A 21,983-nucleotide genomic window follows, 5' to 3' on the forward strand; every position below is an offset into this window, starting at 1 on the left:
CCGAAACCCTTCGGTCAAGGACGAGTAATCGAACCGCATTCCCACTCATACTCTCGTCGTAAACAGATATGGAATACGCGCCCCACCGGAGAGGGGGTCTGCTCACTCTCGAGGCTATCGGCAATGACTGCGCCAGTGCGGGATCAACGTAGACCGAGGGCAGGGACCATCTTGTCGATAGGATGACGATGTCTGAACAACGTGTCGGTCAATGGTCAGCGGCACGTTTATCGTCCTGCCCGACCATGGCCGAGCATCCGTCCGCCCTGCCAAGCCACATCGTCATTACGGAATTTTGACAGCAGCTGCTCCCGCCTGCACGGAGCGCGGAGCGATACGACCATTCTTGATATGCAGGGTTACCAGCAGAGCCCCGCTGAAAGCGCAAAGGGCTAGCCATGCTGCTGCTTCCCAAATGCGGACGCTTGGTGTATGAAGATCGAATAAGTTCGATTTCGTCCTGGCCGTCGACAAAGGTCGCACCCGGAGGGTGACATGACAGACGAAGGTTCGACGAAGAGTGGCCCCGCGGTCGTGGCGAAAGGATCGGTGCCGCATCTGGCGAGCGAACAGATGAAGCTGCGAAATCTCTGGATAGCTCCATTGCTCGGTGTCTGGTGGTTGACATCGATTCTCGGGGTCTTGGCGTCACGTATAGACATCAGAGAGGCGTTCGCAACAACCTCCGAAGGACGAACCATCGGCTATTGCGGCGACATCAACCCGAGAGCTGTCGAGAACGCGCCGGACGTCGCATATCAGTACTGCACGAGTACAGAGGTGATCGGCCCCTCATACCCCGATGACGTGCAGTGGGTCAGTGGAAGTCGAATATTTCCGCCAACAAGGGATGCTGCAATTGATGTTGTCTGGAATGCTATGGCGACATACGACCTCTGGTTCGCCCTGGGAATTGGCACCGCCGCAATCATTGCGTTCTTCGTACTTTCGACCGCTACAGGAACTTTACGGGCAGGACTGGCAGCAGCGCTAACGTTCGTATTCCTGGGTATCGTGTTGTTTCCGAGCGAATTCACTGCACGAATACCAGCCGACGTACGGACCGAAATCATCACGTCATTTCGATGGATAATTTTGTTCTATTTCGGTTCGGAAGCTGCTGTTCAAGCTTGGAAGGTAGCAAAACCAGAGGGCGCAAATGTTACCGGTGACATTTCTGCAGCCACAGAGACAACCGCACCTACGCCTGGGCCTGGCTAGGAAGCATCGAAGCTTAAAGACTGTAGGGCCGAGTGTTGTCGTGTAGCGCTCCTGAGCGCTATTGGGGTCCGTTATCAGCGCCCCGCTGTGAGTTCCTTCGCGATCAGGCATCCGAGGCGGAGACTCGGTATGAGGACGCTCTTGACCTGATCAGACCGCAGTGGTGTCAGGAACGGATTTACCGGCTATCCTTTTGCACTCACCACCCGGCCGTGAGCCCACCTCAACGGTGTAGGTCACCAGCCGACCGGCAAAGCGTGCACGCCTTGCATCGTTCCACCAAGCCGGTAAGGAATGTCTTCGGGATCAACTGTCAAGTGCAAGTTCGGCAATCGAGAAAACAGCACCGTGTAAGCAACCTCCAGTTCCATACGAGCGAAGTTCTGGCCCAGACATTGATGCGGCCCGTAACCGAAGGTGAGGTGGCGCCGTGCGGATGTTGCGTGGTCACCGAGCGGCGCGAACTCGTACGGCGATGTCCAGACTGATTCGTCGCGGTTGATCATCGATGACGAGAAGACCATGCCCTCCCCCGACTTGATGATGACGTCGCCGAGGCTGATATCCGATGGTGCTACACGAACGCCGGCTACATCGGTCACAGAGACCATACGAAGCAGTTCGTCGACGACGCCCGGCATTTCGTCTGGATGTTGTTGTACACGGGCCAGCTCCGTCGGATGTTCGAGCAGCGTGATCACGCCCAGCGTGATCATCTGCGCAGTGGTGTCGTGACCACCCAGCAACAACGCCAACGCGATTCGCATCGCGTCGTCGCGGGTGACATCGGCACCGTCGATTGCCGCGACAAGGTCTCCGATCAAGCCATTGCCTGTTTGCTCGGACACCTCTATTGCAATGAGCCGTTCCAAATAGTTCATCAGTTCGAGTCCAGCCTGCTTGGCATGCTCTGCATCAGGTGCCTGCAACAATGCCGCGGAGGTGGTCTCGAAGAAGTCGTGATCTAGGTATGGCACACCTAGAATGTCCGACACCACTTTCGATGGAATCGGCAGGGCGTATTTGCTCAGGAGGTTTGCAGGCGATCCGTCACTTTCCATCTTGTCGATCAACTCGTGAGCCATTCGCTCGACGGCGGGTCGGTTGAGCCTGGCCTGCTTGAGGTTGAAGTAGGGTGCCACCAACTTGCGATGAACATCGTGTCGCGGGGCGTCGGAACCAATCAGCGCCAAGGGCTTGAAGATGTCGGCGTTGGCTGCCGCCCAACGCTCTGGTGATATCCGACCCGACCTGACACCGACCGAACTATTCGATCTTCTCAGTGCGGCTGCGTGGTTGCGCGAGCGCTCCGACCGGGAACAGTCAGACCGAATTCTCGGCCTGGTCCTCGAGGGATTGACCCGGAGGTAGTTGGGCTGCAGCAGCGCTCACGAGCTAGGCCCAGAGCTACGACTACGCCACGCGTGAAGTAGGTTGCGAACCTCCGTCCAGGATTGCAGCCTGAATCTGTCGCATAGACTCGCGGGGCTCGAGGCCCAGTTCTTCGCGGAGCACTCGGCGGGCCGTTTGGAACTCGGCCAATGCTTCGGCTCGTCTTCCTGACCGGTAGAGGGCGATCATCAGCTGCTCCCGCAGCGACTCGTGCAGCGGGTACTCCTCGATCCATTGGGCCAGTTGCCCGACCAGTTCGCGATGTCGACCGATCTGCAGCGAACCGTGCGCGATCGCCTCCAGGCATTCCAGCCTTAGTTCGTCGGCCCCATGCGCAAACCCTCCGACGATGCCACCATCGGTCACGCCGTCGGCCACTGGTCCGCGAAACATGTCGGCGGCTCGGGAGAATTCAGCGAATGCACCCGCAGGGTCATCGGCAAGTAGCGCCTGACCCTGCGCGTAATGTCGTTGTGCGGCAGTTACGTCGATGTGGTCCGGGTTGATCTGGAGTAGGTAACTTGTCCCTCGTGTCAACAAGGCGACCTCGGTACCGCCGTTGCCAACTACGTCGTGCTCGGCAAGCAACTTACGTATCTGCGACACATAGACATGAAGAGCCGCCCTCGCGCGTCGTGGCGGTGCCTGGCCCCACAACTCTGAAATCAGTTCATCGACTCGGACGGCCCGATTGGCGCGAATGAGCAACGTCAAGAGCAACTTTTCTATCTTGGGCGCAGAAATCGTCAACGTGTTGTCGCCTGCGTCGATCTGCAACGGGCCGAGAATCATAAAGCGCATCTGGTTCTCCGATTCCACTAACGGCTGTTCGAGGCCATCAGTGTGATTCAGGGTTGATCGGCAACGCATCAGCGAAGATACGTACATCCATGCTTATTGCCTACGTATGGTGTGCGTACGAAATTCAGACATCCGCGACGTGCCTGCTGTTCCTCTGCAGCCCACAGCGCTGGACGGTCTCCCCGGCCCGCTGCCAAATCTTAACTAATGTGCGTTAACTCACACATCAGTTTTCGATAAAACTCATGCAGGCCTCGGTCCATCGCTCGCCCGCCACGACGCCGACAGGCCACAAATTTTCGATTGCTGCGATTTCGCGATCCGACAGAGTCAGGAAAGACGCATCGATGTTCTCGTCGAGGTGTGCTGTCGAACGACTCCCGGGAATTGGGATGACATCGGGGCCCTGACTGTGAAGCCAGGCGAGAGCCCATTGCGCAGGGGTGGCACCGGCAGCCTCGGCAAGAACCCCGAATCTATCGACGCGAGCGAGATTGGTTGCGAAGTTCTCGGGTAGGTATCGCGGCAGTAGCAGGCGAATATCCCCTTCCCCGAATTGCCCGCGTGACCGGATGCGACCGCTGAGAAACCCTCGGCCCAACGGCGCGTAAGGCACAACTGCGATCCCCAACTGGCGACACACAGGGACGATCTCCGCCTCGATGCCACGCGACCACAACGACCATTCGGTCTGAAGCGTTGCGATCGGTGCGACCGACTGAGCCAGCCGCAGGGTATCTGCGCTGACCTCCGACAAGCCGATTTCGCGTACTTTTCCTTCTTCGATTAGGTCCGCGACGGAGCCCACGGTCTCCTCGATCCCCACTTCGGGATCAATCCGAGTCAATGTGAACACGTCGAGGTGTTCCAACCCGAGCCTGCGCAGCGAGTCTTCACAGCTAGACCGAACCGTCGCCGCGTCGCCGCGAATACCGGTCCCGACTCCAGCCCCGAGACGTACCACTCCGAATTTCGTCGACACTACTGCCGAATCACGCCGATCAGCGATGGCTTTGCCGATCAATTCTTCACCGGCACCATGTCCGTACACGTCCGACGTGTCGAGAAGGTTTGCGCCGAGATCCAACGCTCGTTGAACGGTGTAGATCGACTGCGACTCATCTGGCCGCCCATAAAACTCTGACATTCCCAGACAACCCAGACCCTGAACCCCCACGCGAAGTGACCGTACGGTCCGCTGGGCCAGTCTCGTGACGCTCATTCGACTACCCGGTAGACCACGATCACCGACTCGTAGCTGCGGTGCTCCTGTCCGACAATAGGCCGAAACGCGCGGTATCCGATCGCACCTCGTAATGGCCCATCGGTCACCACTGCCGGAAACGTAGCCCACTCCCCGGCCGTCAGGCGACCGTCGTCGACCAGTCCGCCCGCACGGATGACGTTGCCATCGAAAAGGGTGAATATCGTGGTGCTTGTTTCGCTTTTTTACGCGGAGCGAGCCGGTGATCGTGGCTATTTTACGGCCGGATTGTCTGCGAGACGCCCCAATCGCCTGCCCCAGAGCACGATTCGCGCATGGGGACTATGTCTTACGGCTGTCTCCGATACACGTGCGTGCCCGCGCCACGTTTGCGCTGTTCGGCCCGGCCCCTGACAAGGCGCAGGGGCATTACTGCCCTGTTTCATCTGCGGTATCGGAAGGCAGACAGTTTCCACCCGTTCGGGGTGGTGATGACGGTGGTCCGCCACGATTCGATGGGACGCTGTGTCGAGGAGCCGTCGGCGTGAAGGACTTGTTGTCGGCATTCGAGGTCGACGATGACCGTTCGCATATCGGCGGGTGGGGCGATGGCTCCTTCGATGGGCCGGCACGTTGCAGTGGTACTCATCCACTCAAATGACAGACGTGTAATTCGTTCTGATACCAACGGCGTGTCACAGGGCGGTGAAGATGATTCTGGTTCAGGATAGACACCGGTTGGGATCGCGGACGTAGACGAAGGAGGCCGTGCCATGCCGATGCCCAGTAAGGGTGACCGGACGTCGCTGACTGTCCGACTGCCGTCGGAGCTGATTGACACGCTCAAGGCGCAGCGGAGCTCGGCTGGCGCGACATCTCTGAGTCAATACGTCGCCGATCTGATCGCGATCGCCAGCGACCGCGAAGATCTTGCGCGCGAACTTAATCACGCGCGCGAACAGGGGGTACTGCCGCTGACTGCGTAGCCGTCTCGACCTGAATCGACATTCGGGTCATACATCCAACTAAATCTACGCAGCACCTTGAGATGACAAAAACCCCCGGCGTGCGGGCCGAGGGCTTCTGAAGTCAGAGAAGCGAGTGACTAGCTCGCAACTCGTTCTGTGGTGCTCTTCCCCGAAGGGACTGTCTTGGCGGACATGTCTCAGGGTACATCGTGCCCTGAAGTAGGTACAAGATTGAACGCTCGTGTCGTCCACTCGGATGCGACTGCGGACCGGCTGTGGCATCGATTCGCGCCGGTCATTGCTGCGCGCCGGTCGATGCGACTCTACGACCCGACGACGCGTAAATACGTCTCAGCGGGGCCATTGACGGTCAAACGGCCGGCATTACCGTCGGCCGTACCGCTGTTCTCACGCGGTAGCGCCGGCATCGTTGCCCTGGACTTCGACACCAAACACCACGGCCAGGCCTCCGTTGTTGCCGACGTGACGCGGCTGCTCGCCTGGTTGACCGAATGCGGTGGCCGTGCGGTAGTCGACCAATCGACCAGCGGCGGCCGTCACGTACTGATACCGCTGGCACCGGGAAAGACGGTCACCGTCGACGAAATCCGACCGTTGTTGCGCCTTCTCGCAGCGCGACTCCCCACGTTGGACATCACACCGATGACCAACGACAAAACCGGCTGCATCACCGTGCCGGGCTCGCAGTGCAAAGAAGGTGGCTACCGCACCCTCGTCGACCTGGACCCGCCTGCAGCGTCCGACATCCTGACCGTCGGGTCCGATGCCGGCACACTGCCGCGGCTCGAAGCCCTGCTCGGAGGAACGGGCCGATCGATCAGCAATCCGATCGACGCCCACATCCGCGCCGAGACGTCCGCCGAGCGTGTCCTCGGCAGCAGCGATGACGCCCGGTTGCATCCGCGTTTCTGCCGCTCCGCCCCGCCGCCGCGTTGCGTCCTCGACTTCGCGAGCACCGGCCGCATCGACACCAGCCGGTGGCCCTCGCGCTCGGAAGCGCGCCAGTCCGTCATCACCCACGCAGTTCTCTCAGGTGCCAGCGCCGCCGACATCCTCACCCGCGTCACCGAACCCGCCTGGGCGGGCGTGCGTGCCGCGTACGCCCGCTACGCCGAACCTGAACGCGCCATCCGCCGCGACACTGCCCGCGCCCTCGACTGGGCCGCATCAACCTTGCCCGACCCAGTCCGGGATATCGGGCACAAGATAAAGCACACAGGGGGTACTTACGATCCGGTAATTCGTTTATGGCTTACCCACGCTCAAACCTGGGTCGCTACCGAGTTCGTTCATCGAAAAGATCGATGGACTACTCATGCAGTCGTTCAAGCACTGGCGTGGGCTGCTGCAGTCTCAGGGCAGATAGTCGAAGGTGTTCCTACTGTGGGTGTCGGTGGCCGGTCGCTATCCATTGCGGCCGGCATGCTCCCGGAATCGACGGTGTGGTCCGTTCTGGAGCGGCTGAGGGATATGGAGGGCTCACCGCTGTTGCTGATCGAACGCGGCGTGGGTCAGAACCCCGACCGGTACGCGCTGGTGTCCACACACGCGGGTCGAGCGGCGGCTATGGACACCGTTGCAGAGGCAGCAGAGGTGGAGTCCGTACACCCGGCGTGGAGCGTCATCGGATGGCGTCACCGCGTCCTTTACGACGCAGTGGTCGCCGCAGCAGAACCCCTCACCCCGGATGAGTTGTTCACAGCTATCGGGGTCGGCCGGACCAGCGGGTACGAGGCGTTGCTGGATCTGCGCGTCGCCGGTCTGCTCACGGTCGAGAACGCCCGGATCTGTGTCGGGCCGATCGAACTGGACGACATCGGCCATCGTCATGGCCTCACATCGGCTGTCCGTGCCCGCATCGTGCGCCACCGCGCCGAGCGCATAGTCTGGCGAGAATGGCTCGCAGCCCGGGAGGAGGTACGCACCCCGCCGGAGCCGGATCGGTCGTTGTTCGCAATCGCCGACGATCACCCGGCCGATCCGCCCGACCGCGATTACATCCTGGCGGTGATGAACACCGGCCCACCTGACCCGTTCTGACGCACTGTGTACCGGTCACCCGTCTAGGGCAGACGTGGGCGCGCCTGGCCGTGTTCGCGTTGCTCGCTCTCGCCCGCCCACCGCGCGGTTACACGCTGCAATAGTGGGCCGAACTAGCTTCCTACACCGACGTCGCTGTGTGATGCCGGTGCTGCGCGATCCGTCTACGTGCTCCACTTCGGCCCAGGTGACGTTCTGTATGAGATCAGATGACCGGTGCGTTGGGTTGACGGCGGATGAAGTCCGCCATTCCGGGGACAGTGAAGGCAACCAAGCCGCGGGCGGGAGACCAGATGAGTCCTTTGCGTATGCAGGAGTCACGGTGCGGTGCCATCGATTGTGGGTTCGATCCGAGGGCTTCGGCGAGGGTTGCCGTCCGCGGAGTGTCGGTTCCGCTGCGTGCGATGGCAACTAGATACCGTTTCTCTGCTTCGGTGGCCCGTAGCCACCTCGAGCTGTAGAAGCCGGAATCGAGTGAGGCGTGGCCGGTGTCGACGGCGTCCTCGGCGTCGGCGAGCGTGAACGGGGATTGCTGGGCTGCCTGCCAGAGCTCGTGCCCGAACACCTGAAGGAAGTACGGGTATCCATCGCTCGCCGCGACGATGTAGTCGGTCGCTTCGACAGAGATGTCTTGGTTCAGCCTGGTGATGGGTGTGACGAGCGCATCGCGGGCCTGATCGTCGGCCAGCGGACCGATGGTCCTGTAATCGAACTGGCGCTCGGCGTACGACCGCGCGTCCGCCAATGCTTGCGCCAGGTTCGGCAGGCCTGCACCACACACGAAGAACGGCCATTCACGCTGGGCCGCGCGGTGCTGGGTCGCCAGGATCACTTGCAGGAGAGCCGGCTCGAGTTCCTGCATTTCGTCGATGAACAGCCCCAGCGCGGTGCCGTCCTTGCGGAGTTCCTCGGTGAGATCTTCGACGAGGTCCTCGAATTCGACCCCCAGAGTCGGATTCTCGGTACCGGCTGAGCGAGCGAGCTCGACTCCGACACCGAACGCGGTGGCGGACACGGAGAACTCTTCGGTCAACTGCCGGATTTTGTTCGCGACCGGGCCGGCGAACTGGCGACGGCGTACAGCGCGGGAGATATCTTTGGCGATGCGCCGCCGCAGGGCTTCGGCACCTTCTACGCTGGTCTGAGCTTCGACCTCGATCACCACCCAGTTGTGGCGGCGAGCTTGGTCCGCCATGGTCGCCAGGAGTGTGGTCTTGCCTACCCCTCGGAGTCCCTGCAGCATGAGCCCACGGTCGTAGCGCCGCCGTTTCGCCCGCGCGACCAACAAGTCGAATCGCTCGAGTTCGGCGGTGCGTCCGACGAGCTCGGGTGGTCGGGTGCCAGACCCTGGGGTGAAGGGGTTCAGTCCATACTCCATGGCCTCAGGCTATCGGATTATATCTAGTTGTATCGGACATAGTCTTATATATGCGGATACAACCTGATAGGTAAAGTGACTCGGCGTAGATCCGTATGCATTGAGTCGACAAGCTGCACCTGGGTCCACCGGAGGAGTGCGGTGTCGATGTTGGCTGATGGGTGGGAAGTGGCTACCTCGTAGTCATGAAATGTTGACAGGGGTGCCGGGACTGAGCCCGTAGGCCACACGCCATTTGTCGCGGTTTTGCGTTGAGGTGTTGGGTCCCGTTTGGGGCAACGAGTTGGTGTCCGATCGCTGTGCTCGATGAGGTGTACGACGGCGGGGGTCTCCGTGCGCCGGATCTCGGTCCCGATGTGTCAGGTGCCACCACCGCTGTCGGATGAGTCGAGGAGTTGCAGGGTGCGTTCGAGGAGCTGTTCGATGCGGTCCTCGACGTCGTCGACCATGTCCGGTACGTCGGCCAGCGCCGTGTGGGCGCGGCGACGTGCCTCGACGCCCGCGCGGTAATACGCGGAGTCGAGGTCTGCAGATACCGGCTCCGGCGCGGCGATCGGGTCGCTCCGATCGGCACTGTCGTTGGGTCTGATGATGGGTCGGCGTGGAGTGTGCAGTGGAGGATCGCCGGTGCGGTGCCCCGCAATCACCGCTCCGACCTCGGCCGCGGTCATCGCCGTGACCGGCAGGGGCAGGTGGCCCCACCGGTCGATCGGCACCGCGACCGGACCGAGACGCTCCGGTAACCCGGCCATATCGGGAAAAGTGTTGCGCTGCAAGTGTTCTGCCAGCAAAGCTGTCGAGGGGTAGCGCTCGGAGAACTGCAGGACCGTGTGCCACCGGTGCCACATCGCGGCCGGCACGAAATCGGTGGCGTCGTTGGGAGCGATGCGAATTCGGTGACGGCCGCCGATCCACACACTGTCGCCGTCGGTGGTGATGTCTGTGCGGTCGAGAGCTGCAATAGCCCTGTGGGACAGGCCCACTCCAGCAAGAAGGAGAAGGACGGCGTCGCGGCGGCCGAACAGTGCTGCCGTCGATCCGGAGGTCGGCAGTCCAGCCGCGATCACCTGGTATTGCGTGCCGCGCCGGATCGTTCTGTCGCTACGTGCCGAGTCCAGTGCGATCCGGATCGAGGTGACGCGTCCGGGAGCGGGCAGGCCGGCGTCGAGATGAGCGCGGTTGATCGCGGAGACCCGGCGCAGCTGAACCGCGTCGCCGGCGGGGTTCTCGGCGAGGAACTCGGCCAGCGTGATCGGCGACGCGGGTAGCGCATCGACGTCGGCCGCGGCGCACCAGTCGACGAACAGCGACCATTGGTAGCTGTAACTGCTCACCGTGCTCATTCTCGGTGTCACAGGTGCGACGGTACCGGGACGGCCGACCGGTCTGGCCCAGTGAACGCGAAAACCCCAGAGCGGTCCTTGGCAACACCCGTTGACGAGCAACTTCCGCGACCGCGTCTTTGTAGAGCCGACCAACCTCCAGTTGGTAATCCAAGGGTCGGCCAGCGGCAGCTACAGGCTATAGCGGAGATGGGCAGGCCACTGGTTGTTGTCGGCATCGTGTGGGTCTTCGCGTTTCGAGAAGCCTATTTACCGTCGAAAGGGTATCGCCGACCTGTCGACTCGAAATCGGTAAGGTCCTGTTCCTTTTTGATTCATTGTCATGTGGGTAGCCCCGTAGGTTTTCAGCGAGGCCTCCTGAAGGTCCGCGTACGCGTTGGGGCCCACCATGACTGCCTTTACGAGGTTGCGCGGGATCGGAATGGCCCTTCGAGGGACGAGGCCAAATCTTCCGGGTGTGGTGATCGCGTCGCCTGAGCTGATTAGTGCTCTGACCTCGCGTTCTTCCGTGAACGCATCGCTTTTCAGGAAGATGGCATATGCAGCAATGCGCATTGCCCAGCTCATATTATGTCCAGAACGATAGGATCCATGGGATTCGGTTTCGTTGAGCGGGATACATTCTCGCGCGGTGGTTTTGACCAACTCTTTCAGTTCTTCGTAACCGGTATCGCCGTAGTGGACGGGCCTAATGTCGGCGGCCAAGGCGTGGTCGGCGCTTGTTCCGGTCTGCGGGACAAATTTCAGATGTTCCAGTAGATCGGACGTGTCAAATTCCAAGCAATATCCGTCGGCTGCATACGCGCGCCATTGGCTTAGCTGATCACGTGCTTCGGAAAAGCAGCTGACGGAGTACTGGACGGCTGTGGGTTCGTAGTCACCGCGAATTTGTCGGGAGATGCCCCAGATGTCTTTCAGTGCGTCTACCATCCCGTAATCGCTGCTGCCATCTACTGGGACGGACTTTGAACTATATTGCGCGATGCAGTCTGCGAACGCTCTGTCCAGTAGTTCTTCCCCGTGTTTCTGCTCGCTGAGGTCGTTGAGGAATCTCAGATCGGTAGCCCACAGGACCTGATTGTCGAGAATGCCGAACAGGCCGTGGATGTCGGTGTAGTGATAGAGCGAGGGAGAGCGCTGGGCAAGGGTGTTATGGGTCATAGAGCCAGGATGCCTGAGTTAATCGCATCCGCTGTCGGCGAGATCGAGCACATGCTGGCCATGGTCGACCGTTCGGTCGGTGTCTTCCTGATGCGGCCTGGCGTCGCCAACTTTCACCACCAAGGCCGTCGGGTGGGTTTTCGGACTGTTCAAGGGGCGTCCGCGACAGATACCGCACCGTCAAAGGAGCGGACACAGCAATTTGCACCGCGAATGCCCGCGAAAACGAGGAATGCGCCTAAGTCGAGGAGAACGTTCGCACTGAGCCTCCGAGGCTCGACGTCGTCGCTGGTTACAGTAGTCAGATGCGCTTACAGAACCCAGAACTCCCGGGTCGGATCATCAGCTGCCGTTCCGCAACGGCTTGGTCGATTGGCCTAGTTCTCAGTGTAGGCGCGGCCCTAGTCGGATCGCCTGCCACGGCGGCACCCACCGACACCTATGCTGTGACCGGCATGCTCGACGCCCCAGGTCTAGCCGAAGGAATCGCATTTTCGCCAGATGCATTACGCGCGTATGTAACTCACGGTCCTGACGGTGAACCGGGCTTCCTCGGAATTTTCGACACCCGTACGAGAGCGTTACTCGCCGATGTTCAAGTCGGGACATTCCCAGTCGGAATCGCCCCCACCTCTGACGGCACACGGGTGTACGTCGCCAACAACGTCGACGACACAGTTTCTGTCGTTGATCTGAGAATGAACGCCGTCATCCGCACGATCCCAGTAGGAGATGGTCCCCTTGGAATCGCCGCAACACCAGACGGTCGCAAGATTTACACCTCAAGCCAGTACGACGGCTCTGTAAGTGTCATTGATGGGTCGTCACTGGACGTGGTGAAAACGATATCGCTCGGCGAGGCGGGCGCGCCCTTCATCGACCTCAGTCCGGACGGTCGGTACGCCTACGTCACAGTCGGTGGAGGTGTCGCGAAACTTGATACAAGCTCAGATGAAATCGTCGACCGAATCGACGGACTCGGCGGCAGTCCACTTGATTCCTCGATCACCGCCGACGGCGATACGCTGTTCGCAGCCGTCGAAGACACTCTGTACGCGATTGACCTCAATGATCCCACTAGGCGCACAGCAACAGTGCTACCAGTCGCGGACAGTGCTTGGGGAGGTTTGGGGAGTGTGGGGGTCACTCCGGACGGCACGACCGCCTTCGTGGAGGCCTCGGGATTCCCCAGCGAGTTGATCGCCGTCGACGTCGCATCCGGGTCTGTAGAGGCGCGATTCGAGATTCCTGGAAGCGCCCAACTGGTTGCAGTCTCCCCGAACGGCAGTGATGCCTACGTTACTAGCCAAGACAACAACGTGACCATTGTTACCAAGAATCCGCAAACTGGTCCGCCCGTTGTACCGCCTCCGCCTTTTGGTTCGGTGGATCTCCCGAGCACCGGATCGGCATTTTAGGAATTGGTCGTTTACGTGTCTACCGATGAGACGAGCCAGTAGAAGTCGACCTACACCTGCAGCTCGCGATGACAATTCACCGAATCCAACGGATAAGAACCCCGTGATTCGATGTCGACCATCCCAAGCCAGCGGTGCGCGATCGACAGGTTACCGCACCGTGATGCTGAGTTGACAGAGCAACCGCAAAATGCGCTATTCAGCTGGGAGGGGAGAAGATCATGTGTTGGCTGTACCGGGTGGTTACCCAATACACGGCGATGACGCGTTGGCGCGGGTCATCGCCCGAACGACCCGGTGGGCAAGCACGCTGAACCGAAGCAACCCGGATCAGTCGCCGGGGGGACCTCAGGCACCTGAGGCTCGCCGACAATCTCGGGAATGTTGAGAAGCGTCTGCGGCGTATCGCCACCGAACCTAAGGGTCTGCTCAAGGACCGAGTAGTTCTCTCTCAAGCATGAAAAGTCAACCACGTACGTGCCATCCGCAACAGAGGGATCGACCACCGTAATCACCTGTGGGCCCGACTCACGGCGAGCATCGGCATAGACCTCGATCGAAGTACCGGCATCCTGCGCCGCGAAGTCGAGTATCACGCAGTAGCCCAGGTTTTCGCTGTCGTCTAGCGCGGTGAAGGTGGCCGTCAAAGTGTTTGTTCCGTCTCCATTCGGCGTCGAAATGAAACTTTGACTGACTTGGCCTGTCTCCGCAGACGCGGGAGCGGCTGCGGCGAACAACAAACAAGTAGTGGCTGAACCGGTCAGAACGGTGGCGACAAGCTTACGCATGAAATCGTCTTCTTCTCTGTAGGAATCCCCGACCTACCGGTCTGATACTTCCCACACCTCGCGTCCGCGAAACCTAGGTCAGTACCTACCTGTGGCAGCACTCGATTGGTAGCCGTTGCGGTTCGTCATCCTTGACGCATCGATTCAAAGTAAACCGACGTACTCAACGACGACGAATGAGACCAATTCGTGCTGATTCGTAGGTGCGTGACGGAGTTACGGGCGGGCGAACTTTCTAGCTGCACGCTCGGCGCGTACGCGCTGGCCCTTCATCTGCATCTGTGCAAACTGTTCGCTGACACCGTAGCGAGCGGCGACGCGGGAATTGTCCCACCCGTCGAATGCCATGCGTTCGGCGGCTTGGAGTGGGATGAGAAGTTCGCCGGCCATGAATGTCGCTTGCTTCTCCTGCTGTTCGTCGAATACCCGCTTGTGGTCTTCGCCGAGGACGACTTGATCGAACTTGTGCTCGAGCAGGTGGTGACCGAGTTCATGCGCGATGTTCGAGCGCCTGCGAACCGGTGCGTGCTTGTCATTTTCGACGATGATGCGGGCCGTTCCAAGGGGTACAAGCATCGCTGACCACGAGCTGGTATTTCGTTCGGTGAAGCGTCCGAACACCTCAGGCGGCAGGCCGTAGTCGACACAGTCGGTCAAGCTGTATATGGGGATGCCGTGGGCTTCAGCAAGGTCATACGGGTCCAGCGGGTCCAACGGACCAAGAGTGAGCTCGGAGCGCTCGTCCTCGGCGACCTCACGCATGATCTTCTGTGTCCAACGCACGACGTCGACAGCTCCTTCAGCTCTTCCGCTCGGCCTTGAAGCGTCTGGCTGCGGCCCCGATGACCTCCTGTAGGTATTCCACGTCGGTTTCCGATAGGTCGCGCCGCGCTCGCAGCAGCGGGGTGAGTGAAGCAACAAGCTCGGGTTCGGGGGTATTTGGGTCGCCCGGGGTATTGGTGATGTAGAACGCTTCCGCCGGCATTCGCAACCAGGTGGTCATGGCGGCAAAAACTGCTACATCCGGCTTTAACCCCTGAGCCATACGGGACACGGTGGACGCGCTTACACCGAGCTCCTTCGCGAGTTGGCGCCACGACAGGTCGGCCTCGACGCGCGCGGCGTCTAGCGCGTCATGGAGTGCCTTTACGTTTACCGCTGGTGGCGGGGTCAAGATTGCGTTCTTCCTGCATTGCTCGACATGTCGATCACACGTGATACTGTAGCACTTGCTCGACATATCGAGCACTGATCGACAAAGCGCGCATCACTTGGGATGTCGCAGACCAGGAAGGACCCAGCAATATGTCCGATAAGGAACCCGAGAAGGCCGGTCACCGCACCGTCACCTTGGTAATCAACACACGCCGGCACCAGTGGGACGAAAACAAGATCAGCTACGAGCAAATAGTCGAGCTCGCGCATCCTGGACAGGCAATCGAGCCGAACACGGACATCACGGTCCGCTACTCACGCGGACACGATGGCCACGGCAGTGGCACCCTCACAGCTGGCCGGAGCGTCGCAGTCAAGGACGGAATGGTGTTCGATGTCCACCGCACCACTCGCTCATGACGCGGACCTTGCGCGCCTACTGGACGACGGCTACGACGTCGTCATTCAGCAGGGACACCTCATCGTTCGGCATATCCCCTATGTCACGACCGGGCGGACCATCGCGTACGGGTTTCTCACCTACCCGGTCACTGTGTCCGGGGATACCGTTGTCTCAGGAACTGACCACCGTATCTGGCTTGGCGCGTCCACCCCGTGCGATGAACACGGGGTCCCGCTGACCATTGCACAACCTGAGGTCCATCAGATGACCGCCACCGAGGTGGCGAACTTCATGCTCTCGTCCAAGCCGGCACCAGATGGATACCCGGACGAGTATTCGAAGATTACGACCTACGTTCGGATAGTCGCTCAGCACGCGCAGGCGCTCGATCCCACCGCAACCGCCACCCCTGGTGCCGCGTGGCAGGAAGTAGAGGATGACAGCGTGTTCCACTACCGCGACACTGCATCATCGCGAGCAGGGCTCGCGGCACTCAACGCTCGCTATCGCGGTCAGCGGGTTGTCGTCGTCGGGCTTGGAGGCACCGGCAGCTTTATCGCCGACCAGATGGCCAAGATCGAAATCGATGCATTGACGCTCGTCGATGGCGACAGCTTCGACAACCACAATGCCTTCCGTGCGCCGGGCGCACCGGACCTGGCCATGCTGCGGACGCGACCCAACAAAGCGAAATACTTCGCCGACATCTATTCCCGCATGCACCGTCATGTCAGTGCAGTTCCAGAATTTCTCGACGTTGACAACGTGGACCGGATTCTAGAGGGAGCGACGTTCGTGTTTCTCGCGTCCGACGATGCCTCGAGTAAGAAGCCCGTCATCGACTGGCTCGAAGAGCACGACGTCCCGTTCATCGATGTCGGCATGGGAATAGAAGAGGTCGACGGCCACCTCACGGGACTGCTCCGGGTTACTACGAGTGTCCCAGGCCACCGTGATCATGTCCGGGACCGCGGACTCATCCCGGCCGCCGCTCCCGGGCTGGACGACTACGGCCGCAATATCCAAACCTCAGACCTGAACTGTCTCAACGGAATGCTGGCCGTCATCCGGTTCAAGCGGTACCTCGGCTACTACGCCGATCTGACCGACGAGGGATTCTCGACATACGCCCTGTCGACCAACGAGATCGCGAACGAGGAGCGACGGTGACCGCTGTCCTGGCTCTGACGCCGGAGTTCATCGACACCTTTCCATCGCCGATGCGGTCTGGTGTGTTGTACGTGTCGATTACATATCGGACGACCGGGCATATGTGCTGCTGCGGGTGCGGCGAGGAGGTCATAGCCCCACTCGCGCCAGCGCAGTGGTCGCTCGTGTTCGACGGCGAGACGGTATCGATGTACCCATCGATTGGGAATTGGTCACTGAAGTGCCGTTCTCATTACGTGATACGACGCAATCAGGTGATGCAGCGACGCCAGTTCACGGCTAAAGAGATCGCTGACAACCGAGCCGAAGACCGCGCCGCGATCGAGAAATACGACCGAGCTCAGCTGAACTGCGACACCCCTCACGCTGCGTCTGGAGAACCATGGTCACCGCGCGCCTGGGTTCGCGGGGTCCGTCGTTGGTTTGCATAAGTTCGCGTGTATCAATCACCGGGTCCGTATGGGCCGGATGAAGAGCGTTGCGTACCTACTAGAGCCCAATGTCTGTCACAGCGTTTCCGATCAGGGGCGCGTGTTCGCGGCGGTACACCTCGACGGAGTCAAGGCTGGCATGTCCAGTCTGGCGTGCAATAGCCGATCCGTCGGCACCGTTGCGGGTGCCCTGCGTAACGAACCCGGCGCGGAGCGAGTGCCCGCCGAGCTTGGCGAGAGCAGTCGGGTTGAAGCCCGCGTGGTCAGCGCGGCGGCGGATGGTCTGGTGGATCGCGGCCCCGGACAGCGCGGTCGCACTGAGATTCCCATTCTTGGCGACGGCGCGGAGTAGTGGTGCGCGGGCGGCAGTGCGGGGTACTCCCCCGCGGCACACGTGGCCGATGAACGGCTCGGGCTTCCGGAGCAAGCGGATTACCGACGGACGGCCGCCGGCATCGAACGCGGCCACAACCTGGACCCATCGGACGTACGCACACGGCGGGCAGGTCTCGTGAGAGTCGGTGTACGGCAGCGCCTTGACCGCTCCCCCGCCCTCCTGGTCGGTCTTCGACTTCCGTAGCCGCACGTGCAGTCCGTCGTGTCGATGCACAGCGATGTCTGCACAGACTATCTCCGATAACTCGCTGCGGCGGAATGCGCCTGCGAAGCCGAGCAGCAGGATAGCCGAATCCCGGCGCTCCAGAACTTCGTCCGCCCAACCCCGGCAACGTTCGCGGGCCGTCCCGACAAGGAGCTTGATGTCGTCGACCAGCAGCGGATCTCGTGGGGTGCGGGGGCGGTCCCCCGCGGCGGCGTACTCCCGCCGAATCCCGGACAGGGTTGCGGCGACGAGTTCGTGTGCCGTCGGGGACAGATGTCCGGTAGTGCGGTGTTGGTGGTTGATCGCGGCGATCCAGGTGCCGAAGGTGGCGACGGCGTAAACCCGCTCCCCTGTTTCGTTTCGGGTGTCTGCGGCGTCGACGAGATAGGCCGCGACGGTGATCGGGTGCGCCGGTAGCGTCACGTGACCATTCGTCTCGCACCAAGTGGTGAAGCGTCTCCACGCCGCGGCGTACGTCTTGCGTGTTCCTTCGGAACGAGAGGACTGCACAGCGGTCGCGATTCGCTTCGCGACGGCCGGCGGGATCTCCGGCTTGACGGCCACCGACCGGGAACCGTCAGGGAGATCAACGGCAGTGATCGCCGCAGGCGTTCGGCTCGGTCGGAAGTCCATATCGGCAGCCTAGCGTAGGTCACCGACACGTTCGCAGTGTAAAACTAGTCTGAACTGGTGGTTTGTCCAAGATGGTGCGGAAAATGCAATTTACAGATTCAATATCTATAAAACCGTGGGTTACTTTTCTCAGCTCGAAACGGCCCAAACATTCGGTGATCCTGGTCCGAGAGCTACTACCAGATGCAAGTGGCTTTACCTGCAGGTTTCCTAACGAGCCAGCAGAGTTTCCCCAGTCTGTGTCAGTAGCAACGAGATGCTGTGTGAGGCTTGAGGGCGGTATCTTAAGTTTCCGGCGCAAAATGTCCGTGAAACTGACTCAGTGCCGCACTACCTGTGGTGGTGGCTGGGGTGCATCTGAGCCGTGATGGGTTCGATCTTGCTGCGAAGCCCAGCACCGCGCGCCACGGGACCCCTGCACCAAGTCCCTCGCGCCGCACAGGCGTAGCGTCCGGATGCCGGATGCCGGATGCTGCTGCAGTCGATCGTGTCAGCGAACAGGCGATTACGGAGTCACGCCGCACCTACGGAAAGAGGCGCGTGGCTGACCGATCACCGTTGGAATCTCATGACCCCATGACGTTAAGGTGAGCGGCGGCCAATATCGGTGAGATTACGACGGCTCTCGTGGTGGTGTTCAGAGAATTTCCGTGAAGGCATGGGTGCAGAAAGGAGTTGGGCGACGACACGCACAATTCGTCACTGTGACGTTGCGTCACCTTCGCCCCGCTCCCCCGTCGCAGGCGCGTCAATCCACACCGCAGACGCCGCTTGCTGCCACTTGCCCCACATGTTCGCCAAACGCCGTCGCAAAGTGCAGAAGACCATACGCACGGCCATACAACGTGCCATACGTATGGCCACAAGTCGGGCTGTAGATATGTCCATGAGTTCTTCCGCTGAGTGTGCTTGTTGCAGTGAAAGAACGCTCCGATGGGGGTCGTGATGGTCACGCCTAACTACGCGCTCTTAAGGCCCGGACAGACCCATGCTTATTGCCAGGCGTACAACGGTGGCGCATCTAGAGCTCTTGAGATTAGGTCACGTAGACAGCGCTGGTTCTGCGCAGCGCTCGCCTCCCCATCGAACGACGCTTTGTTGGCTACCGTTCTGGTCGTCTCGGCCGAGCCGCTGCGGTTCAGAGCTGTGTCGTCCAATTTTCACGCATTCGGCAGCGGTCGGCGTCGAGGGTGTAGCTCATTTCGCCTATCTCATCACCGAGGGTCGTGGTCTCCGTCGTACGCCTGATGTCCAGCTCGTTCCGGTCAAGGGCGGTACTTGGTTCCGCGTCTCCGTCGCTGGGACTCCGAATAGTGAAGGTCTCGACGGGTGGCGTGCCAACATAGGCCCTCTCTGCCCGCTCGTGCCGCTGAGCAGTGACATCCACAGGGTGGGGGGCCCGAGACTTCCGCATAGGGTCTAGTTGAGCTTCAATGGCCGCAGTGTCACGGGTGCACAGAACCGACGTTCACCGACCTCATCGGTGCTATGATATGGACGATATAGCGCACACGACCTGCATGTTTGCCTGCTGCCGTACATATGGCCATACGCAAGCCCATACATAAGACCATATGTATCGCCGCGTCTATGCTCATACCGACGAGCGGAAGAATGGACGCGCAGCAGGTACTGTAACTGAACATTCATACGGTCATGTGTTTGTACGTTGGAATGTTCAGTTACAAGCCCATGCAAGCGTCTATATGAGGGTCCGTATCTAAAACCGTAGATACAGACATCCGTCGGGTCGGAACCATGACCTGCGAATAGGTCTGTGATATGTACGTTTTAAAGCGCTTATGAATAGCCGCTTTGCTGTCAGCATCAAAGTTCTTACGTACAGCGACACCTCAGGAATGTGCCAAGACTGTGCAACCAAGCGTGCTAAAGACCACTGGTCTGGAAGTGTGCAAGGATATTGAAACGGCTGTTTTTGAAGCAGCACCTATTGACATTGGTCGGGCTGCAACCACAACCGATAGCAAGTACCTTGACAAATACTGAAAACAAGTCGTTTCAGCGTTCACATACTCGGTCGGCAGACTGACCTTACAGCCAGCAATGTCAACGACCCGATCAACAGCCTCAAATGCGTCCCCACAAGGAGTCGTTTTACAGCGCGTGTCGCAGTACCCATGGACTGCAGCTCTCCGGTACCTTCATACGGGTGACGACAACCGGAATCTCTCGGACAGTGCTGGTCGCGAACCAGAAAGGCGGTGTCGGTAAGAGTTCAATTGTCTCCGCCGTGGCGGGCATGGTCGCCGCCGCAGGGCGGCGCGTACTTGTCGTAGACGCGGACCAGCAGGCCAATGTCTCGGCATCCGACCTGGGAGTCGAAGGAGACGGTGGACGCGGTCTCAGCATGGCGCTGCAATTTGCGCAGGCACTCACCCCTGTTCGAGATGTCCGCCCAAACCTGGATGTCATCGCTGGTGGGCCTGCACTGGCGGTTGTCGCATCTGTCGCAGCGACCGCCGCGCAAACGGGAATCGACCTGCGCCGCAATCTGACTCAAACGCTCAATAATCTGAACGACGCTGAAAAGTACGATCTGGTGCTTATTGATTCCGGGCCGGGTGATGCCCCACTCCTTGAAGCCCTGCTAGGTACAGCCCGCTACCTCGTCGTCCCCACAAAGGACGATGACGCCAGCTTGTCTGGCGTCGAACTGTTGGCGATGCGCTACCTCAGAGCACGGAAAGCCGGGTCGTCTATTCAGCTGCTGGGCGTGGTCCTTTTCGACACAAACCCCCGCGCGACTGCACGAAACCGTGAGGTTTTCGAACAGGTCAACGAGCTCCTCGAAGGTAGCGGCGCGGACCCGTTCGAGACATTCATTCGATCTGACCGTGCTGCCGCGGTTGACCTTCGGACCCGCCATCTCACTCCGTTGGAGCTCGTGGACGTCGCCGAATCGGACCAGAAAAATCGATTGCAGAGGCTACGTCAGAAGAACAAGTCCACTGACCGGTTGTGGTCGCGAGATCCATCCGGCCTTGCGTCGGATTATCAAGGGCTCACCCGCGAGATTTTAGGTCGTGTTGCAAACGTTGAACGTGACGCGGTTGCGGGCGGCGTCGCATGAGCACAAGGAAGCGTCGTGCCGCCGCGTTCGATCCGAACGCTCTTAACGATCTCGACGATCTACTTCCCCCTCTCAACCTGGTACGTGATGCCGCAGCGGCTGGCGGGAGTAACGCTCCGCAATTGGTTGAGAGTGCAGACGCCGACCCTCAGAAGAAAAGCACGGGTGGAAACACAGCTGATAGGCCCGTAGCGTTCGATCCGCTCCGCGAGGAGCGACCCCAGGCGCTGGCAATCGTGGGGGCGGACGATGCTTCTGTGACGGGAGAAGGCGCTTCGGTTGGCTTCGAAGACGGACCCGCGGCAAACGACGAACCTGCCCCGAATCCGCAGGACGCCACTCCCTCTGCAGTCGGGGAAGCCGCTTTAGAGGTTGCTGCACCTCAGGACACCGACGAGAAACAAACCGTCGCCCCACGTCGTACTGATGCGCGACGGCGAAACTCAAAACGAGACTCGACGACGAACGCAGGTCGTGTAGCTCCACCTGAAGTGGCACTTCCACACGAGGTCTATAGCGCTCTCCGAACGCTCACGTTAGAAGAGCGGGGCGCAAACCCCACAACAGCGCGTTCTTACGGACAGGTCGTTCTGGATGCCGTCGAAAAGCACGCCGACGACCTGAAGGCGCACTGGGCAGACGCAGCCGCGACAGCGGGCACAGGCATGTTTAGACGCGCGGAGGTGGGAAGGCCCACCCGCAGGCGGCACAGCGCACCGCTGTCTCGGGTTCCGCTCGCGGGCGTGATCAATTCGGACGCGGCG

The 21,983-nt window shown here is 60.4% G+C and carries 21 protein-coding genes; 9 read left to right on the plus strand and 12 right to left on the minus strand.

The features are described from left to right. Nucleotides 1-495 precede the first annotated feature (495 nt). Nucleotides 496-1,221 carry a hypothetical protein gene (locus CH271_RS28485; RefSeq protein WP_141216008.1) on the plus strand — a complete coding sequence of 242 codons (726 nt, stop codon included), beginning with the start codon at nucleotides 496-498 and terminating at the stop codon, nucleotides 1,219-1,221. Nucleotides 1,222-1,457: 236 nt separating this feature from the next. Here the strand turns inward: CH271_RS28485 and CH271_RS20305 are convergent, their stop codons facing one another. Continuing rightward, nucleotides 1,458-2,414 (minus strand): cytochrome P450, encoded by a 957-nt coding sequence (locus tag CH271_RS20305; RefSeq protein ID WP_052049208.1) that lies wholly within the window; start codon nucleotides 2,412-2,414, stop codon nucleotides 1,458-1,460. A gap of 10 nt (nucleotides 2,415-2,424) precedes the next feature. Between CH271_RS20305 and CH271_RS29605 the strand changes: the two genes are divergently transcribed. After that, nucleotides 2,425-2,592: an SbtR family transcriptional regulator gene (locus CH271_RS29605; protein ID WP_369679411.1), complete on the plus strand. Its 168-nt coding sequence runs from the start codon at nucleotides 2,425-2,427 to the stop codon at nucleotides 2,590-2,592. Nucleotides 2,593-2,634: 42 nt separating this feature from the next. Here the strand turns inward: CH271_RS29605 and CH271_RS20310 are convergent, their stop codons facing one another. The 4 genes from CH271_RS20310 to CH271_RS20325 form a co-directional block, all read right to left on the minus strand. Further along, nucleotides 2,635-3,501, minus strand: a complete 867-nt coding sequence (locus tag CH271_RS20310; protein WP_217901726.1) for an AfsR/SARP family transcriptional regulator — start codon at nucleotides 3,499-3,501, stop codon at nucleotides 2,635-2,637. A gap of 139 nt (nucleotides 3,502-3,640) precedes the next feature. Next, entirely contained in the window at nucleotides 3,641-4,636 is a 996-nt protein-coding gene (locus CH271_RS29610) for an aldo/keto reductase (RefSeq protein WP_032393639.1), read from the minus strand. Continuing rightward, complete coding sequence (locus tag CH271_RS29615; protein WP_176457434.1) at nucleotides 4,633-4,842, minus strand: allene oxide cyclase barrel-like domain-containing protein; 210 nt, start codon at nucleotides 4,840-4,842, stop codon at nucleotides 4,633-4,635. Before CH271_RS29615 ends, CH271_RS29610 begins: the two co-directional genes overlap by 4 nt. Before the next feature lie 218 nt (nucleotides 4,843-5,060). Beyond that, nucleotides 5,061-5,267, minus strand: a complete 207-nt coding sequence (locus tag CH271_RS20325) for a hypothetical protein (protein ID WP_176457422.1) — start codon at nucleotides 5,265-5,267, stop codon at nucleotides 5,061-5,063. Between the two features lie 124 nt (nucleotides 5,268-5,391). On the opposite strand from CH271_RS20325, the gene CH271_RS20330 reads away from it, so the two are divergent. Both CH271_RS20330 and CH271_RS20335 read left to right on the plus strand, forming a co-directional pair. Further along, nucleotides 5,392-5,604: a hypothetical protein gene (locus CH271_RS20330; protein WP_032393640.1), complete on the plus strand. Its 213-nt coding sequence runs from the start codon at nucleotides 5,392-5,394 to the stop codon at nucleotides 5,602-5,604. A 213-nt stretch (nucleotides 5,605-5,817) separates the two neighbouring features. Continuing rightward, nucleotides 5,818-7,647 carry a hypothetical protein gene (locus tag CH271_RS20335; RefSeq protein WP_141216009.1) on the plus strand — a complete coding sequence of 610 codons (1,830 nt, stop codon included), beginning with the start codon at nucleotides 5,818-5,820 and terminating at the stop codon, nucleotides 7,645-7,647. A 205-nt stretch (nucleotides 7,648-7,852) separates the two neighbouring features. On the opposite strand, the gene CH271_RS20340 is transcribed toward CH271_RS20335, so the two are convergent. The 3 genes from CH271_RS20340 to CH271_RS20350 form a co-directional block, all read right to left on the minus strand. Continuing rightward, nucleotides 7,853-9,025, minus strand: coding sequence for an ATP-binding protein (locus CH271_RS20340; RefSeq protein ID WP_032393642.1), 1,173 nt, complete (start codon nucleotides 9,023-9,025; stop codon nucleotides 7,853-7,855). Nucleotides 9,026-9,384: 359 nt separating this feature from the next. Then, nucleotides 9,385-10,380: a hypothetical protein gene (locus tag CH271_RS20345; protein WP_230596596.1), complete on the minus strand. Its 996-nt coding sequence runs from the start codon at nucleotides 10,378-10,380 to the stop codon at nucleotides 9,385-9,387. Nucleotides 10,381-10,617: 237 nt separating this feature from the next. Then, complete coding sequence (locus tag CH271_RS20350; RefSeq protein WP_032393644.1) at nucleotides 10,618-11,529, minus strand: DUF2971 domain-containing protein; 912 nt, start codon at nucleotides 11,527-11,529, stop codon at nucleotides 10,618-10,620. Nucleotides 11,530-11,984: 455 nt separating this feature from the next. Between CH271_RS20350 and CH271_RS20355 the strand changes: the two genes are divergently transcribed. Continuing rightward, nucleotides 11,985-12,947, plus strand: coding sequence for a YVTN family beta-propeller repeat protein (locus CH271_RS20355; RefSeq protein WP_230596604.1), 963 nt, complete (start codon nucleotides 11,985-11,987; stop codon nucleotides 12,945-12,947). 278 nt (nucleotides 12,948-13,225) lie between these two features. Here CH271_RS20355 and CH271_RS20360 read toward each other — a convergent pair whose 3' ends face one another. The 3 genes from CH271_RS20360 to CH271_RS20370 form a co-directional block, all read right to left on the minus strand. After that, on the minus strand, nucleotides 13,226-13,735 hold the full coding sequence (locus CH271_RS20360; RefSeq protein ID WP_141216010.1) for a hypothetical protein: 510 nt from the start codon (nucleotides 13,733-13,735) through the stop codon (nucleotides 13,226-13,228). 216 nt (nucleotides 13,736-13,951) lie between these two features. Beyond that, nucleotides 13,952-14,497 (minus strand): ImmA/IrrE family metallo-endopeptidase, encoded by a 546-nt coding sequence (locus tag CH271_RS20365; RefSeq protein WP_032393646.1) that lies wholly within the window; start codon nucleotides 14,495-14,497, stop codon nucleotides 13,952-13,954. A gap of 37 nt (nucleotides 14,498-14,534) precedes the next feature. Continuing rightward, nucleotides 14,535-14,975 (minus strand): helix-turn-helix domain-containing protein, encoded by a 441-nt coding sequence (locus CH271_RS20370; RefSeq protein ID WP_082322353.1) that lies wholly within the window; start codon nucleotides 14,973-14,975, stop codon nucleotides 14,535-14,537. A gap of 65 nt (nucleotides 14,976-15,040) precedes the next feature. Between CH271_RS20370 and CH271_RS20375 the strand changes: the two genes are divergently transcribed. The 3 genes from CH271_RS20375 to CH271_RS29620 all read left to right on the plus strand — a co-directional run bounded on the left by CH271_RS20375 (nucleotide 15,041) and on the right by CH271_RS29620 (nucleotide 16,894). Beyond that, on the plus strand, nucleotides 15,041-15,310 hold the full coding sequence (locus CH271_RS20375; protein ID WP_032393647.1) for a multiubiquitin domain-containing protein: 270 nt from the start codon (nucleotides 15,041-15,043) through the stop codon (nucleotides 15,308-15,310). After that, nucleotides 15,285-16,463, plus strand: a complete 1,179-nt coding sequence (locus tag CH271_RS20380; protein WP_032393648.1) for a ThiF family adenylyltransferase — start codon at nucleotides 15,285-15,287, stop codon at nucleotides 16,461-16,463. Before CH271_RS20375 ends, CH271_RS20380 begins: the two co-directional genes overlap by 26 nt. A 101-nt stretch (nucleotides 16,464-16,564) precedes the next feature. Beyond that, on the plus strand, nucleotides 16,565-16,894 hold the full coding sequence (locus tag CH271_RS29620) for a DUF6527 family protein (RefSeq protein WP_369679412.1): 330 nt from the start codon (nucleotides 16,565-16,567) through the stop codon (nucleotides 16,892-16,894). A 58-nt stretch (nucleotides 16,895-16,952) separates the two neighbouring features. On the opposite strand, the gene CH271_RS20390 is transcribed toward CH271_RS29620, so the two are convergent. Next, entirely contained in the window at nucleotides 16,953-18,128 is a 1,176-nt protein-coding gene (locus tag CH271_RS20390; RefSeq protein WP_032393649.1) for a tyrosine-type recombinase/integrase, read from the minus strand. A gap of 2,170 nt (nucleotides 18,129-20,298) precedes the next feature. Between CH271_RS20390 and CH271_RS20400 the strand changes: the two genes are divergently transcribed. Continuing rightward, entirely contained in the window at nucleotides 20,299-21,219 is a 921-nt protein-coding gene (locus tag CH271_RS20400; protein ID WP_230596598.1) for a ParA family protein, read from the plus strand. Nucleotides 21,220-21,983: the final 764 nt, after the last annotated feature.

The sequence above is a fragment of the Rhodococcus sp. 05-340-2 genome, from assembly GCF_002258915.1.
GTDB lineage: Bacteria > Actinomycetota > Actinomycetes > Mycobacteriales > Mycobacteriaceae > Rhodococcoides.

Excerpts from the sequence above, each read along its gene's own strand:
- CH271_RS28485 (WP_141216008.1), top strand. The coding sequence starts at position 496 with ATGACAGACGAAGGTTCGACGAAGAGTGGCCCCGCGGTCGTGGCGAAA.
- CH271_RS20355 (WP_230596604.1), top strand. The coding sequence starts at position 11,985 with ATGCTCGACGCCCCAGGTCTAGCCGAAGGAATCGCATTTTCGCCAGAT.
- CH271_RS20330 (WP_032393640.1), top strand. The coding sequence starts at position 5,392 with ATGCCGATGCCCAGTAAGGGTGACCGGACGTCGCTGACTGTCCGACTG.
- CH271_RS29610 (WP_032393639.1), bottom strand. The coding sequence starts at position 4,636 with ATGAGCGTCACGAGACTGGCCCAGCGGACCGTACGGTCACTTCGCGTG.
- CH271_RS20380 (WP_032393648.1), top strand. The coding sequence starts at position 15,285 with ATGTCCACCGCACCACTCGCTCATGACGCGGACCTTGCGCGCCTACTG.
- CH271_RS20365 (WP_032393646.1), bottom strand. The coding sequence starts at position 14,497 with ATGCGTGAGGTCGCCGAGGACGAGCGCTCCGAGCTCACTCTTGGTCCG.
- CH271_RS29605 (WP_369679411.1), top strand. The coding sequence starts at position 2,425 with ATGTCGGCGTTGGCTGCCGCCCAACGCTCTGGTGATATCCGACCCGAC.
- CH271_RS20370 (WP_082322353.1), bottom strand. The coding sequence starts at position 14,975 with ATGTCGAGCAAGTGCTACAGTATCACGTGTGATCGACATGTCGAGCAA.
- CH271_RS20390 (WP_032393649.1), bottom strand. The coding sequence starts at position 18,128 with ATGGACTTCCGACCGAGCCGAACGCCTGCGGCGATCACTGCCGTTGAT.
- CH271_RS20350 (WP_032393644.1), bottom strand. The coding sequence starts at position 11,529 with ATGACCCATAACACCCTTGCCCAGCGCTCTCCCTCGCTCTATCACTAC.
- CH271_RS29620 (WP_369679412.1), top strand. The coding sequence starts at position 16,565 with ATGTGCTGCTGCGGGTGCGGCGAGGAGGTCATAGCCCCACTCGCGCCA.
- CH271_RS20340 (WP_032393642.1), bottom strand. The coding sequence starts at position 9,025 with ATGGAGTATGGACTGAACCCCTTCACCCCAGGGTCTGGCACCCGACCA.
- CH271_RS20310 (WP_217901726.1), bottom strand. The coding sequence starts at position 3,501 with ATGTACGTATCTTCGCTGATGCGTTGCCGATCAACCCTGAATCACACT.
- CH271_RS20360 (WP_141216010.1), bottom strand. The coding sequence starts at position 13,735 with ATGCGTAAGCTTGTCGCCACCGTTCTGACCGGTTCAGCCACTACTTGT.
- CH271_RS20375 (WP_032393647.1), top strand. The coding sequence starts at position 15,041 with ATGTCCGATAAGGAACCCGAGAAGGCCGGTCACCGCACCGTCACCTTG.
- CH271_RS20325 (WP_176457422.1), bottom strand. The coding sequence starts at position 5,267 with ATGAGTACCACTGCAACGTGCCGGCCCATCGAAGGAGCCATCGCCCCA.